Annotated in this window: 13 protein-coding genes and 2 pseudogenes; 12 read left to right on the top strand and 3 right to left on the bottom strand. The window is 44.4% G+C overall.

Going from position 1 to position 14,340, the window contains the following annotated elements; translation table 11 throughout:
- Positions 1-105: 105 nt before the first annotated feature.
- Positions 106-606, top strand: a complete 501-nt coding sequence (locus KTG12_RS02855; RefSeq protein WP_005641889.1) for a thioredoxin family protein — start codon at positions 106-108, stop codon at positions 604-606.
- 134 nt (positions 607-740) lie between these two features.
- On the opposite strand, the gene KTG12_RS21625 is transcribed toward KTG12_RS02855, so the two are convergent.
- The 3 genes and pseudogenes from KTG12_RS21625 to KTG12_RS02845 all read right to left on the bottom strand — a co-directional run.
- Entirely contained in the window at positions 741-1,013 is a 273-nt protein-coding gene (locus KTG12_RS21625; RefSeq protein WP_046452613.1) for an AIR synthase-related protein, read from the bottom strand.
- A complete protein-coding gene (locus tag KTG12_RS21620) occupies positions 961-1,197 on the bottom strand; it encodes a hypothetical protein (RefSeq protein WP_005649327.1) in 237 nt (78 codons plus the stop codon). The genes KTG12_RS21625 and KTG12_RS21620 overlap by 53 nt, the downstream gene beginning before the upstream one ends.
- A 9-nt stretch (positions 1,198-1,206) precedes the next feature.
- Positions 1,207-1,440, bottom strand: a pseudogene (locus tag KTG12_RS02845) (hydrogenase formation protein HypD); the annotation flags it as partial.
- A gap of 39 nt (positions 1,441-1,479) precedes the next feature.
- Between KTG12_RS02845 and KTG12_RS02840 the strand changes: the two are divergent.
- The 11 genes and pseudogenes from KTG12_RS02840 to KTG12_RS02790 all read left to right on the top strand — a co-directional run bounded on the left by KTG12_RS02840 (position 1,480) and on the right by KTG12_RS02790 (position 14,333).
- Positions 1,480-3,339 carry a Sua5/YciO/YrdC/YwlC family protein gene (locus KTG12_RS02840; RefSeq protein ID WP_005649326.1) on the top strand — a complete coding sequence of 620 codons (1,860 nt, stop codon included), beginning with the start codon at positions 1,480-1,482 and terminating at the stop codon, positions 3,337-3,339.
- A 96-nt stretch (positions 3,340-3,435) separates the two neighbouring features.
- Positions 3,436-3,777 (top strand): annotated as a pseudogene (gene hypA, locus KTG12_RS02835) (hydrogenase maturation nickel metallochaperone HypA).
- Positions 3,778-3,791: 14 nt separating this feature from the next.
- A complete protein-coding gene (locus tag KTG12_RS02830) occupies positions 3,792-4,364 on the top strand; it encodes a GTP-binding protein (RefSeq protein WP_005641903.1) in 573 nt (190 codons plus the stop codon).
- A 79-nt stretch (positions 4,365-4,443) separates the two neighbouring features.
- Complete coding sequence (locus KTG12_RS02825; RefSeq protein WP_005641906.1) at positions 4,444-6,504, top strand: acetate--CoA ligase family protein; 2,061 nt, start codon at positions 4,444-4,446, stop codon at positions 6,502-6,504.
- A gap of 267 nt (positions 6,505-6,771) precedes the next feature.
- Positions 6,772-9,492, top strand: a complete 2,721-nt coding sequence (gene ppdK / locus KTG12_RS02820) for a pyruvate, phosphate dikinase (RefSeq protein ID WP_005641908.1) — start codon at positions 6,772-6,774, stop codon at positions 9,490-9,492.
- Between the two features lie 222 nt (positions 9,493-9,714).
- Positions 9,715-10,107 carry a LytTR family DNA-binding domain-containing protein gene (locus KTG12_RS02815; RefSeq protein WP_005641912.1) on the top strand — a complete coding sequence of 131 codons (393 nt, stop codon included), beginning with the start codon at positions 9,715-9,717 and terminating at the stop codon, positions 10,105-10,107.
- Positions 10,104-10,757, top strand: coding sequence for an FHA domain-containing protein (locus KTG12_RS02810; protein WP_005641914.1), 654 nt, complete (start codon positions 10,104-10,106; stop codon positions 10,755-10,757). The genes KTG12_RS02815 and KTG12_RS02810 overlap by 4 nt, the downstream gene beginning before the upstream one ends.
- Positions 10,758-10,891: 134 nt before the next feature.
- Positions 10,892-11,131, top strand: a complete 240-nt coding sequence (locus tag KTG12_RS02805; RefSeq protein WP_005643312.1) for a hypothetical protein — start codon at positions 10,892-10,894, stop codon at positions 11,129-11,131.
- Entirely contained in the window at positions 11,128-11,643 is a 516-nt protein-coding gene (locus tag KTG12_RS02800) for an FHA domain-containing protein (protein WP_005641917.1), read from the top strand. Before KTG12_RS02805 ends, KTG12_RS02800 begins: the two co-directional genes overlap by 4 nt.
- 14 nt (positions 11,644-11,657) lie before the next feature.
- On the top strand, positions 11,658-12,461 hold the full coding sequence (locus KTG12_RS02795; RefSeq protein WP_005648997.1) for a PP2C family serine/threonine-protein phosphatase: 804 nt from the start codon (positions 11,658-11,660) through the stop codon (positions 12,459-12,461).
- A 45-nt stretch (positions 12,462-12,506) separates the two neighbouring features.
- A complete protein-coding gene (locus KTG12_RS02790) occupies positions 12,507-14,333 on the top strand; it encodes a serine/threonine-protein kinase (protein WP_005641920.1) in 1,827 nt (608 codons plus the stop codon).
- The last annotated feature ends 7 nt before the right edge of the window (positions 14,334-14,340 follow it).

Genomic DNA, 14,340 nt, shown 5'->3' with positions numbered 1-14,340 from the left:
ATCCTTTAGCGAAGGTGAAGCCCTTGTTTATTTCCTGAAAATCAGGAGTCGGAGAAAAAGGCAATTAAAGGATGCTCCGATTAAGTTTAACATAAAAATGATGATATGAAAGTAAGAGCTTATGTTCTCTTTGTTGCGGTTGCATTGCTTGCTGTGTCTGCCGGAACTAAAAACGCAAAGCCGACAGTCGGCATTAACCCTGGCGACTTTGCTCCGAGAATAGAGTCTTTAGGAACCGAGAGCAATTTCAGTTTTCAAAATCATTCAGGACGTTACACATTGCTGAATTTCTGGGCAACTTACGATGCTGAATCGCGGGCTCGTAACGTTCAATTATGGAATGAAGTCAACAAGTTGAGTTCAGACAAGATTGCAATGTATTCGATCTCTTTAGACGAGAAAGAATCCATTTTTACTGAAACGGTAAAAGCCGACAAATTGGAAGGTACAAAGCAATTTCATGAAGAACTTGGCAGAAAGTCAGAATTGTTTGGGAAGTATAACCTGCAAAAGGGATTCTGTAACTTCCTGATTGACGACAAGGGGGTTATTATTGCTGCCAATGTAGCCCCGGAAGATCTGACGAAGGTATTGAAGAAGGGTTAATCAGCAGATTATTAGCAAAAAAGAGTTGTCCTTATCAAAAGGGGCAGCTCTTTTTTTATTATATTAGTCTATTTTGTTGATTCTTCTTAGTAAGTAGTGCGGTGCGTATGCACTGTTTAATGGTGCCTTTGTCATCATATCCTCGGCAACTGTTCATCACTGAGCATATCGACGATCCTGTAATTGCCATACAACGTTTTCATTTTAACCAGTGCATAGCCTTTTTCCTGAATACAGCCGATAACAGCTGCGTTCTTTCCTTCCGGATAATTCTGCATGACGGCAAGAGCCTGCTCCGTCTTTTCATCCGGTAAGATCACCAGCACCAGTCCTTCGTTGGCGATATGAAGCGGATCAAGTCCTAAAATCTCTGAAGCGCCGCGCACGGCATCGGGAATCGGGAGCAATGTGGACACCTTTGGGAACGACGCCGATTACGCATCCGCCATGATCTTGTTCCAACAAGGATTTGCGGAAAGCAGGATAGAAGATGCTGCTTATCAGTTGGTGCGTCATTCGTCCGCCGCCACCGTGTGCCAATAACACACAGTCGGAATCGGAGAAAGGAATGGGACAATTTGTCGTTATCATATTCTGTATCTATTTATATCTATAGTAAGCAGCACAAACCCCTTCCGAAGAAACCATCGGTGCACCGATCGGATGCTCGGGTGTGCAAATCGTTCCAAAGAAAGGGCAGTCTTTCGTTTGTTTTGTTCCTCGCATAATATCACCAGCGATGCACTGTCTCTTTTCCACGCTCGACGCAAGATCGTCAAAGCACTTTTTATACGCCTCCGTGTCTGCCGAGAGAAGAAGGTATGAGGCATCCTTGTGAAAGGGATTACATTTGTCAAAACATAAATGAAGAAGATGAAAGAGGAGGAAGTTGTCATATCAGTCCTGACCATTCAAGGTTTGGTACAAAGTGTCGGTTTCCGTCCGTTTATCTATCGGATCGCCAGTGAAATGAATATCTGTGGAGAAGTGGACAACCGGAATAATGGGGTCTGTATCCGTACGGCCCTTACTCCCGTGCAACGGGAACTCTTCATCGAACGCATACGTCGCGAACATCCGAAGGTGGCTTCCATACATAGGATAACCGTTTCGGAAAGGATAGAAGTTAGGAATCCATATATGGGTTTTCGTATTACTCCCAGTCGGTCGGAATCGGACGAGGTGACGCAGGTTGCTCCCGATATTGCCGTCTGTCCCGAATGCTTACGTGACCGGAAGACACAAGCGCAGCGCTTGCAATACCCTTTTGTCAACTGTGCGCATTGCGGACCTCGTTTTTCTATCATCCGTGATCTGCCTTATGATAGGAGCCGAACAACCATGTCAGCTTTCTCGATGTGTCCGTCCTGCCGAAAAGAATATATAACGGTCAGCGACCGGCGTTTTCATGCTGAGCCTGTTGCCTGTAACCATTGCGGTCCGTCTTATTACGCCTTATATAATAAGGTAAAGGTAACAGACTATTCGGAACTGCTCAACCTTTCATCCCGTTTGCTTCGTGAGGGTGAAGTGATTGCCGCGAAAGGGATAGGAGGCTATCACCTGATTTGTGATGCGAGGAGTGAAAAGGCAGTTTCCCGGCTACGGGATATCAAGCAGCGGGATGGCATGCCTTTTGCCGTACTGTTTCGGGATATAGAGAATATCCGCCGATACGTTTTCTCGAATGGGGTGGAAGAAAAGGCTTTGCTTTCCTGGCGTCGCCCGATCGTTCTGTTGAAGCAACTCCGGCTGTTGGCTTCGTCCGTCAATCCGGGAATGGAGACATTAGGATGTATGCTTCCTTATATGCCGCTCCATTCCGATTGGTTTGAACGGTTGGATACACCCGCATTGGTGATGACGAGTGGCAATATCAGCGAATGTCCGATAACCATTACCCCCGAAGAGGCAGAAAAGCAATTGGCCGGTAAAATACCCCTCTTGCTCCACCATAACCGGGTGGATGACTCTGTGTTACAGGTCTGTGGCGGTCAGTCCTGCTTGATACGTCGTTCGCGAGGATATGTGCCGGAACCGTTCTTTGCTGACGTTCCGGTTGAAGGAATCTTGGCTTTCAGAGCCGAAAAGGTAAATACGTTTGCTTTAGGGGAGGGAGAAACGATTCTGCAAAGCCAGTATATCGGTGACCTAAAGAATTGGGAGACCTTTCGATTCTATAAGGAATCACTTGAACGTTTTCAACATCTTTTTCGTTTCCGGCCATCCCTTTTGGTCTGCGATCTGCACCCTGACTATCTTTCCAGTGCGGGCCGGTTATTCGATGCCGTTTCATCTTTACTGGGCGTCTGCGATGTCTCCACGCATCAGGCGGAAGCACCTGTTAAGCTGGAACAACTGGCTTCCGATGAATATCAAAGTCGTTATTCTGTTTTAATAGAAAAGGAGTCTATCTCCATGCGTCCCGTATTGGAAGGAATATTGGAAGATCTGGCAGCCGGAGTTCCGGTAACCTGGTTATCCGCCCGTTTTCATAATACGTTGGCATGGCTTTTGGTAGAGATGGCGAAACAGTACAGGATGCAGACCGGAACGGACAAAGTCGTGATCTCAGGTGGCTGTTTTCAGAATAAACGTCTGACGGAACAGTTGCAGCGCATGTTTGCCGAAGCTGGTATCCCGCTGTTCGTACCGGGACATATACCCTGTAATGACGGAGGTGTGGCGGTCGGGCAACTGGCAATAGCGGCTTCCCGGAAGAGGCAGTTATAGTATGAATGCAAAACATATATGTTTTGAAAACGAATCATATATGTTTTGATTGCAAAACACCTATGTTTTAAATGAAGTAGTTATATCGTTAAAGTTATGCATGAATTGTCGATCGCTCAAAGTATCGTTCAGCTATCCGAACAGCAGGCTCGCGAACATCATTCTTCGCAGATAGAAGAAGTGGAGCTTGAGATAGGGTGTCTTGCCGGAGTATAGCTGCAAACATTGGAGTTTGCGATGGAAAGTGCAGTTAAAGGCACTTTGCTTGAAAAAGCGAAGATAATCCGCCGCTATGTAGACGGAGAAGGGCAGTGCTGCGATTGCGAAACGGTCTTTCCTATCGGGAATTTGTTTTCTCCCTGTCCTAATTGTGGTTCTTATTTGATAAATATAACAAAAGGGCGGGAACTTCGGATTAAATCAATTGTTATAAAATAAAAAGACAAACGCTTATGTGTGGAACTTGCGGATGCGGAGAGCATCATCATCACGATCACCTTCATGACCATGAATACTGGCACGGACATGAACATCACCACCGTCATCACGGTGAAGGGAAAGTAATAACGCTGGAACAGGATATTCTCCAGCGCAATAATCTGTTGGCTGAACGTAACAGAGGCTATTTTGAGGCGAAATATATTTTTTGTCTGAATCTGATGAGTTCTCCAGGTTCCGGCAAAACGACATTATTGGAAGAAACGATACGCCAGTTGAATTCTGATGCCACTCTCGTTTGTCCTGCCATGTTCGATTTGGGAGAAGCGAAGAAAGTCGTTATCGTCAGTACCACCGAAGGGGATGACAAGCCGTTGAAATATCCTCATATCTTCTTGGAGGCAGATATCTGTGTGATCAACAAAATCGATTTGGCGCCTTATCTGGATACGGATGTGGAGACGTTGCGGAATAATGCCTTGAAAGTAAACCACCACTTGCAACTATTCGAAGTGTCTGCGACAAAAGGCACAGGAATGGATGCCTGGTGTGATTGGTTGGTGAAAGAGTGTGCAAAATGTAAATAATTTACCCCAGATTTGATGGATAAACGGAGAAATAGACTATATTTGTTCCCGTTCATTGAATCAATTTAATCAAAATGTCATGATTAACCGAGAATTAATTAATCCTCAGAGCATCGTAGTGGTGGGAGGATCCAATAATGTACATAAACCGGGTGGCCGTTTGGTTCGCAATCTACTAGACGGGAAGTATAAAGGCGAACTATATGTCGTAAATGCTAAAGAAGACGATGTGCAGGGCCTGAAATCCTATCATTCAGTGCATGATATCCCAGAGACGGAACTGGCAATCATTTCTATTCCCGGTCCGGCCTGTCCGGAAGCTGTGGATGTGCTTGCCAAACAGAAAAACGTAAAGGCGTTCATTGTCATTTCGGCTGGTTTCGGAGAGGAAACGCATGAAGGGGCGATTCTGGAAGAACAGATGCTGAAAAGTATTAACGAAGCCGGTGCTTCATTGATCGGTCCGAATTGCATCGGTCTGATGAATATGCATTATCATGGTGTTTTTACTCAGCCGATTCCCGAATTTCATGCAGACGGGGTCGATTTTATTTCCAGTTCTGGCGGTACGGCACTTTTCATTATTGAATCGGCTCTGACAAAAGGACTCCGTTTTTCTTCGGTTTGGTCTGTCGGTAACTCCAAGCAGATCGGAGTGGAAGAAGTGATCGAATATATGGATCGCAACTTTGACCCGGTCCTTGACTCCAAAATAAAGATGCTCTATATCGAGCAGATCAAAAATCCGGATAAGCTCTTGTATCATGCTTCTTCCCTGATTCGCAAGGGTTGTCATATCGCAGCTATAAAAGCGGGTAGTACGGATGTCGGTAAGCGTGCCGCATCTTCCCACACAGGAGCGATTGCCAACTCGGACTCGGCGGTGGAAGCCCTGTTTCGCAAAGCGGGTATTGTGCGTTGTTTCAGCCGTGAAGAATTAACAACCGTTGCCAGTATCTTTACCTTGAAAGAAGTGAAGGGTAAAAACTGTGCGATTATCACGCATGCCGGAGGTCCGGCAGTAATGTTGGCGGATGCACTGGAAAAGGGACGGCTGAACGTTCCTAAGCTGGACGGTCCGCTTGCCGCAGAATTGAAATCCAAACTATATCCGGGAGCTGCTGTCGGCAATCCGATAGATATTATCGGTACAGGTACTCCCGAACATTTGGCCACCGCTATCGATTTCTGTGAGAACTGTTTCGAAGATATTGACCTGATGATGGTTATCTTTGGCAGTCCGGGTTTGGTAAAATTATACGATACTTATGAAGTGCTTCATAAGAAAATGGAGGAGTGCAAGAAGCCGATTTTTCCGGTATTGCCATCCATCGTAACAGCGGGTCCGGAAGTGAAAAGTTTCGTGAAGAAAGGTCATGTGAACTTTTCGGATGAAGTGACGTTGGGTACAGCCCTCTCGCGTGTGCTCAACACGCCGAAGCCCATGAGTACGGATATACAGTTGTATGGTGTTGACGTGCCCGAAGTTCGCCGTATTATCGACCGGTTGCCGGGCAGCGGTTATTTGAATCCTGAAGAAGTCCGTACTTTGCTGAAAGCGGCCCAGATACCGTTGGTAGAAGAGTTCACGTCGACTGACCGCGACGAACTGGTCGCTTTCGCCAAGAGAGTTAAGTTCCCGGTTGTAGCCAAGGTAGTCGGTCCTATACATAAGAGCGATATGGGGGGCGTTGCCTTGAATATCCGAAGTGAGGAGCATCTGATATTCGAATATGAACGGATGATGCGTCTGCCTGATGTGACGGCCGTTATGGTACAACCGATGTTGAAAGGGCAGGAGTTGTTCTTAGGAGCTAAGTATGAAGACCGGTTCGGTCATGTCGTGCTTTGCGGTCTGGGAGGCATTTTTGTCGAAGTGCTGAAAGACGTCTCTTATGGTCTATCACCTCTGTCGTATGACGAAACTTATTCCATGATCCGTTCCCTGCGCGGTTATCCTATTATAAAGGGAACACGCGGCCAGCGGGGAGTGGATGAACAGCAGTATGCGGATATCATAGTCCGCCTGTCCACATTGCTCCGTTTTGCATCCGAAATCAAGGAAATGGACATCAATCCTCTTGTTGCGACTGAGCGGGGGTTGTTTGCCGTAGATGCACGTATACGAATTGAGAAGTGATTGATCTTGGATAAATTTCTGATACTAAATGTCCTGTATTCCGAAAGTCTTATAAAAAACTTTTGGAATACAGGACATTTCTTTTAGGCTTTAAAAATTCCCGCACGCAAATGTAGTTATTTACCGAATATGGATGGTAAAAAATAGTTGTAAAACATCTAAAATTATTTAACCATACATGCGAATGCGATCTTTAAATAGCATATATTTGCAGCATTGCAATCTGGAGATAGCAAAACTAAAATCTAAAATTAAATACTGTCGAATATGGAAAGAAAAAGAGTTTACACATTCGGAAATGGAAAAGCCGAAGGTAAAGCAGATATGAGAAATCTGCTGGGTGGTAAAGGTGCTAACCTTGCCGAAATGAATCTGATTGGTGTTCCGGTTCCTCCGGGTTTTACTATTACCACAGAAGTATGTTCCGAATATTATGATTTAGGAAAAGACAAAGTGGTTGAATTGTTGAAATCAGACGTTGAAAAGGCAATCGCCAATATTGAGACGTTGATGAATTCAAAGTTTGGAGATGTTGCCAATCCGTTGTTGGTATCCGTTCGTTCCGGTGCACGTGCATCTATGCCGGGTATGATGGACACAATCCTGAATTTAGGTTTGAACGATGAAGTGGTGGAAGGACTAAGCCGTAAGACGAACAATCCTCGGTTTGCATGGGATTCATATCGCCGTTTCGTACAAATGTACGGAGACGTCGTGTTGGGTATGAAACCGACCAACAAGGAAGATATCGATCCATTTGAAGCAATTATCGAAGAAGTCAAGGAAGCGAAAGGAGTGAAGCTTGACAATGAACTGGATGTGGAGGATCTGAAAGCACTGGTCGCTAAATTCAAAATGGCTGTCAAGGCTCAGACTGGTAAGGATTTCCCGACTTCCGCCTATGAACAACTTTGGGGCGCCATTTGTGCTGTGTTTGACAGCTGGATGAACGAACGCGCTATCCTCTATCGTAAGATGGAAGGGATTCCTGCCGAATGGGGCACGGCTGTCAGCGTACAGGCTATGGTGTTCGGCAATATGGGCGATACTTCCGCTACCGGTGTATGTTTCTCTCGTGATGCCGGTAACGGAGAAGACCTCTTCAATGGTGAATACTTGATCAACGCACAAGGCGAAGACGTGGTGGCTGGTATCCGTACACCGCAACAGATCACGAAGATTGGTTCGCAGCGTTGGGCGGAACGTGCTGGTATTTCAGAAGAAGACCGCGTCGCCAAATATCCTTCAATGGAAGAAGCCATGCCGGAAATCTATAGGCAACTGGACGAACTGCAAACAAAGCTGGAAAACCATTATCATGATATGCAGGATATGGAATTCACCGTGCAGGAAGGAAAACTGTGGTTCCTGCAAACCCGTAACGGAAAACGTACCGGTGCTGCAATGGTTAAAATCGCAATCGACTTGTTGCATCAAGGTATGATTGACGAGAAGACAGCATTGAAACGTATCGAACCGAATAAACTGGATGAACTGCTTCACCCGGTATTCGACAAGGTGGCCGAGAAACAGGCGAAAGTTTGGGTGAAAGGCTTGCCGGCATCTCCGGGAGCGGCAACAGGGCAGATCGTGTTCTTCGCCGATGATGCGGCAAAATGGCATGCTGACGGAAAGAAGATCGTAATGGTCCGTATCGAAACATCCCCTGAGGACCTGGCTGGTATGGCTGTTGCTGAAGGTATTCTGACTGCTCGTGGTGGTATGACTTCGCATGCTGCCGTTGTTGCACGCGGTATGGGTAAATGCTGCGTATCCGGTGCCGGAGCTTTGGAAATCGATTATAAGAATAAGACCGTAGAAGTCGATGGTATTAAGCTGAAAGAAGGCGACTATATTTCTATAAACGGTACGACCGGTACGGTTTATGTCGGAAAGGTAGAGACGAAGGCTGCCGAACTGTCCGGTGATTTTGCCGAATTGATGACTTTGGCAGATAAATATACGAAGTTACAGGTTCGCACGAATGCCGATACTCCGCACGATGCTACGATCGCACGCAATTTCGGTGCTGTAGGTATTGGTTTGTGCCGCACGGAACATATGTTCTTCGAAGGTGAAAAAATCAAAGCCATGCGTGAAATGATCCTGGCGGAAGATGCGGAAGGGCGTAAGAATGCACTGGCAAAGATCCTGCCTTACCAGAAGGAGGACTTCAAAGGTATTTTCAAGGCAATGGCAGGTTGTCCGGTAACCGTGCGTCTGCTCGATCCTCCTTTGCATGAATTCGTTCCTCATGATCTGAAAGGTCAGGAAGAAATGGCTGAAGCAATGGGCGTATCGGTAAAAGAGATCCAGAAACGAGTTGAATCATTATGTGAACATAACCCGATGTTAGGACATCGGGGTTGCCGTTTGGGTAATACATATCCCGAAATCACAGAAATGCAGACACGTGCCATTTTGGGAGCCGCTCTTGAACTGAAGAAGGAAGGTATTGAAGCTAAACCTGAAATCATGGTTCCGCTGACGGGTATCTTATACGAATTCAAGGAACAAGAAAAAGTGATCCGTAAAGCTGCCGCACAGTTGTTTGAAGAAATGGGAGACAGCATCGACTTCAAGGTCGGTACGATGATCGAAATTCCGCGTGCGGCATTGACTGCCGACCGTATTGCTTCTTCTGCCGAGTTCTTCTCGTTCGGTACAAACGACTTGACACAGATGACCTTCGGTTACTCTCGCGACGATATCGCTTCCTTCCTGCCTGTTTATTTGGAAAAGAAGATTCTGAAAGTCGATCCGTTCCAAGTTCTCGATCAGAATGGAGTGGGACAGTTGGTGCGTATGGCTACAGAAAAGGGACGTGCTATCCGCCCGGATCTGAAATGTGGTATCTGTGGCGAACATGGCGGTGAACCTTCTTCTGTGAAGTTCTGCCACAAAGTAGGACTGAACTATGTATCCTGTTCACCCTTCCGCGTTCCAATTGCACGTATCGCAGCGGCGCAGGCTGCTATAGAAGACTGATCCGGTTATGAATGTTCGATTTCATAATAGTGAAATTGGAGTTCCATGACTATGAAAATAAAGTTCCATGCCTGTGAAACAAAAGTTTCATGGGTATGGAATTTTTATTTTATCGTAGTATCCGATGATTTTCGAGAATAATTTATGAAAAAAAGTACCGAAGAAATCACAAAATAATGTACATTTGTTTTTTGATGATGAACGAATAAACAATATCTACGTATGGAGCGATATTTAATAATTAAGACGAGAGATGAATTATTGCGTATCAAAATAGGGCAGATCCTCTATTTTGAAGCAGATAGAAATTACACTAAACTACTTTTATCTAACGGAATTCAATTCACATTTGCAATCAACATAGGAAAAATTGAAGAAATATTGGAGAAACAAGTCGCAGGTTGTAACACAATCCTGATGCGTGTAGGTAAAAGCCATATCATTAATAAAAATCACATCTTGCAGATAAATTTACCCAAGCAGAAGCTATTATTGCTAACGCAGGATGGAAAACCGAGGGAGTTGGTGATATCCAAGGATCCCTTGAAGGTATTGAAAGATACGCTCGAAAAGGAAATGGGAAAACCTGAAGAACCAAAAGTTGTTACAGAATGATCATCAGAATTGGAAAAGCTAGCGATAATGATTTTGTAGTAAACGACCCTCATGTAAGCCGGTATCATGCAAAGCTGATCCGTGAAGAGGGGGGATGTTGGCTACTTGAAGATTTGGGATCGACAAACGGAACATTTGTCAATGGTGCCCAGATCGTTAAGAAGCATGTTACTCCCAGCGATACGATCAAGCTGGGAGATAATTATGTGTTAAACATTTCCGAAGCCTTGAAGTCCAACAACGATTACAGCGAAGAGTTTGCTGCGCTGAAGCAAGTTTACGATAATTACATTCAAGCAAAGGTTAAGATACAATCTTCTAATCAATTTAAGACCAGATTATTCCAGTCTCTTCCATTTGCTCTTCCCGGTGTAGTGGGGGTTGTGATCGGTTTCCTAGGGAAAGGAAGTCCGGAACTGTTCGGATTGAGTCTGTTTATTACGATCTGTGCTCCGACCGTCGGTATCTACCTGGGTGCGAAACAGTCGGCCAAGATCCCACAGTTGCTGCAAGATCTGACCAATCAATTCAAAATCGATTATGTTTGCCCCAAATGCGGAACGTTTTTGGGTGAAATACCCTGGGAATCATTGCGCAATAGAAAACAATGCCCGATGCCTTCTTGTAAAGCTAAATGGGTGAGCGAATAAGAATCTGTTTCATATACTAAAAGTAATACTTTCGTACAGTAAACCCAAACATTTGATTATAAGGAACTATTTTGTGCTTGGATGTCAGCTCGTTTCCCTACTTTTGTTTCCAGAAAATTTAATTATAACATTTTATGCAAGAAGAGGATTACACATTCGTGACTTTAGACAGCGACGATGCTATACTGACCGACGCTGTTATTGTGGATGTGGACGGGGAAAACGACTTGTCGGATGTTGTAATGATTGACGAAAGTATTGATGTTTCTGATTTTATTACATTATCCGATGACACTATTATGTTGTCCGACGCAGATATGCTGGATACATATTCAACCGATATTGACGGATCTGATATATCGTTCATTTTATGATTTCCGTTAAATGTCCACATTGCCATGTTGGGTTAAAGGTAGACGAGGGGAAAATTCCCCTCGATATCACCTCTTTCAAATGCCCGAAGTGCAGACAACCGATTCCAGTCTCTTTGCTATCTATGGAGAAAGGAAGTGTCGCATCTGAATCGGAAACGGTTCTGATACAGCCTTTTCGTATGACGACCGGACATCTCTCTGTAATTGCAAATGCTGATACGCCGGAGCAAACTTTCCCTCTTCAGGAAGGTGTCTATATCATCGGACGAAAATCCAAGGCATCTACTGCTACGATCGGTATTGTGACGGCTGATAAATCAATGAGCCGAGAACATATCCGGATCGAGGTAAAAAAAGATGCCAAAGGAGGCTATAAACATTATCTTTCTGACAATAATAGTAAAAATCATACGTTATATAATAGCAATTACTTAGAGAATGGAGAGATTGTCGTACTCAATAATAATGATGAAATTATTATTGGTCGCACAGTTCTCCGATTTAATGAATAAAAATAGTCTATGCTATGAATATAACGATCGGCAACCCCTGGGCAGTCAGTGAAAAAGGAGGCAGATTGAATAATGAAGATTCTATCTTTCCTTTGCCGGAAACGGCAAATTCCAATCAAAACTTATTTTTGGTATGTGATGGTGTCGGGGGGGCTGAAAAAGGGGAGATTGCAAGTTCATTGGCTTGCGAGTCTTTCCAGACTTTTTTCTCAACTTTTCGTGAAGGTGAGCCGAACGCAGATTTTATAAATAAAGCGATTCGTTATACCGAAGCACGTTTTGATGACTATGTAGCAATTCATCCGGAAGCCAAAGGAATGGCAACCACCTTGACCATGACCTTTGTAGGTACGACCGGCATAACCTTGGCGCATGTGGGGGACAGTCGGATTTACCATTTCCGGAAAGGAGAAATCTTGTTCCAGACTGAAGATCATTCATTGGTTAATTCGTTAGTGAAATTAGGAAAAATCACCCATGAAGAGGTTGCACATCACCCACAGCGGAATGTGATCATACGGGCTATCCAAGGGACGGACCGTCCGACAGAGGCTGATGTCGTACTTTTGGATGATATCAAGGCTGGTGATTTTTTGTTCATGTGTTCGGATGGTGTACTCGAACGTCTTAACAATGATGAGCTTTCGGATATATTCAAGCATTTAGGTGGTCCGGAAGAGATTAAAAACGCAATCATGTCCGCTTGTAGCGGGAAAACACACGATAACTTTTCTTTTTATATCATACCTATACAAAATGTGTTAGATTCCGCAGGAATTAAACAAAATATTCTTTCATTCCTTTATTCTTTTATATAAATAACGTAATTTTGGCAGACTAATAGAATTGCGCATAGTATAGTTATGAATTTGCCAAACGGACATGTTCTTCAGAATGGAAAATATCGGATCACTCATGTAATCGGTCAGGGCGGCTTTGGTATAACATACAAAGGCGTCTGGTATACGGAGGTGAAGGGATCGTTAGGAACCGTACAGACAGAGGTGCCTATTTGCATAAAAGAATACTTCTTTAAAGACTATTGTTACAGGGAAGCAGAATCATTTGCTGTCAAGGTGCATTCCGAGACAGGAAGGGTTCTTTTCGATAAATTCAAAGAGAAACTTATCAAGGAAGCCAAAATTCTTTCTGAAGTTCACCATCCTCATATAGTGAATGTGCTGGAAGTTTTCGAAGAAAACGGCACGGCTTATATTGCCATGGAATATATTCCCGGTTGTTCACTCAAATATATGATGGACAGGGAAGGCATATTGCCGGAACCGAAAGTCCTCAGATATGTTCGCCAGATAGGAGAAGCACTCCAGTTTGTACATGAAAAGAACATTCTTCACTTGGATATCAAACCCAGCAATATCCTGATTGACTCGTCAGGGAAAGCACGTCTGATTGATTTCGGTGTGAGCAAGCGATATGACATCGAGCAACAGGAAACAAGTACGACCATGCTTACCTTATCAAAAGGATTTGCCTCGATCGAACAATACGATAACGAAGGAACACAAAGTTTTTCACCCTGTCCGGATATCTATTCGCTCGGTGCTACCATGTATAACCTTTTGACAGGGAAGATTCCGACCGAATCTATTTTGCGGGCAACACGTCCTTTGCAGAATCCGTCGGAACTGAACAGGAATATATCTCCTAAGACAGAAGCCGCTATAATCAAGGCAATGCAAATCATTCCGGCCGATCGTTTCCAAACGGTGGATGAAATGATGGCTGCATTAGATTTTCCTGCGGAAGAAGAAATACCTGCAAATGAGTTGCAAAATACAGACGGGCAGGAGGCGGATGGTGAGACAACGGTCATACATCCGAATGAGCAATCGCCTCTGAATGAGGAGGACGAAGATCGTACGATTATAAATAGCGAAGAAATTATTTCTCAGCCCTCTAAGAAAAAAAGAAAAGGGATGCTGATATCCGTGCTTATTGCTATATTTGCCAGTGCAGGATCTGTTGTCGCTTTTCTGGTGCTGGGGAACAAAACCTCTACGAAACCGGATGTAACGGAGTTGATTAGCCCGGTCGAAGAGGAAAAAGATTCAATAGGCATCTTTCAAGACACAACTGTTTCGGAGGTGAAAGAAGCATCTATGCTTAGCGAGAAGGATAAGAAAACAGAGGCAGCAATGGCCCGACAGCCGGAAAAGGTGACGCCCGTTGTTGTTGATGAACCCCGGAAGCAACCGGATACAAAGCAGGTTCCGGCTGAAGGAAATAAAATAACAATACAGCCAGTACAGCCTACTGCTGAAGAAATTGAGGCGAAATATGTCGCTTTAATAGCTTCTGGCAAGGAGAAGATGGGAAAAGCGGACTTTACGAACGCAAAGAAAGATTTCACGAAAGCGAAAGAAACCAAGTTGACGGAAGAGGTCGTACGTCTTTTGATTTCTTGTGATGAAAAGGAAGCAGCCAAACTTTTGGCCGACAGGAAAGCTCAATATGAGATGAAGAAAACTTTCGGGAACTTTACAATTGTACGAAAGAAATCGACCATGTTATATGGGGCGATCGATTCGGATGCGAACGAGCGTATACCATGTAAATATCGTAATGTCGGGATTGCCGAAAATGGCCGTGCTTTCGAACGTAAAGATGGTTTGTTCGATATCTATAATGCTGATGGCGTGTTGGTAAATGAAGGATCAACGTATTATTAACGTGTTT

Source organism: Parabacteroides sp. MSK.9.14, assembly GCF_019041495.1.
Classification (GTDB): domain Bacteria; phylum Bacteroidota; class Bacteroidia; order Bacteroidales; family Tannerellaceae; genus Parabacteroides; species Parabacteroides merdae.
Note: the sequence above shows the minus strand (reverse complement) of the source record. Positions and strands in the feature narration are given on the sequence as shown.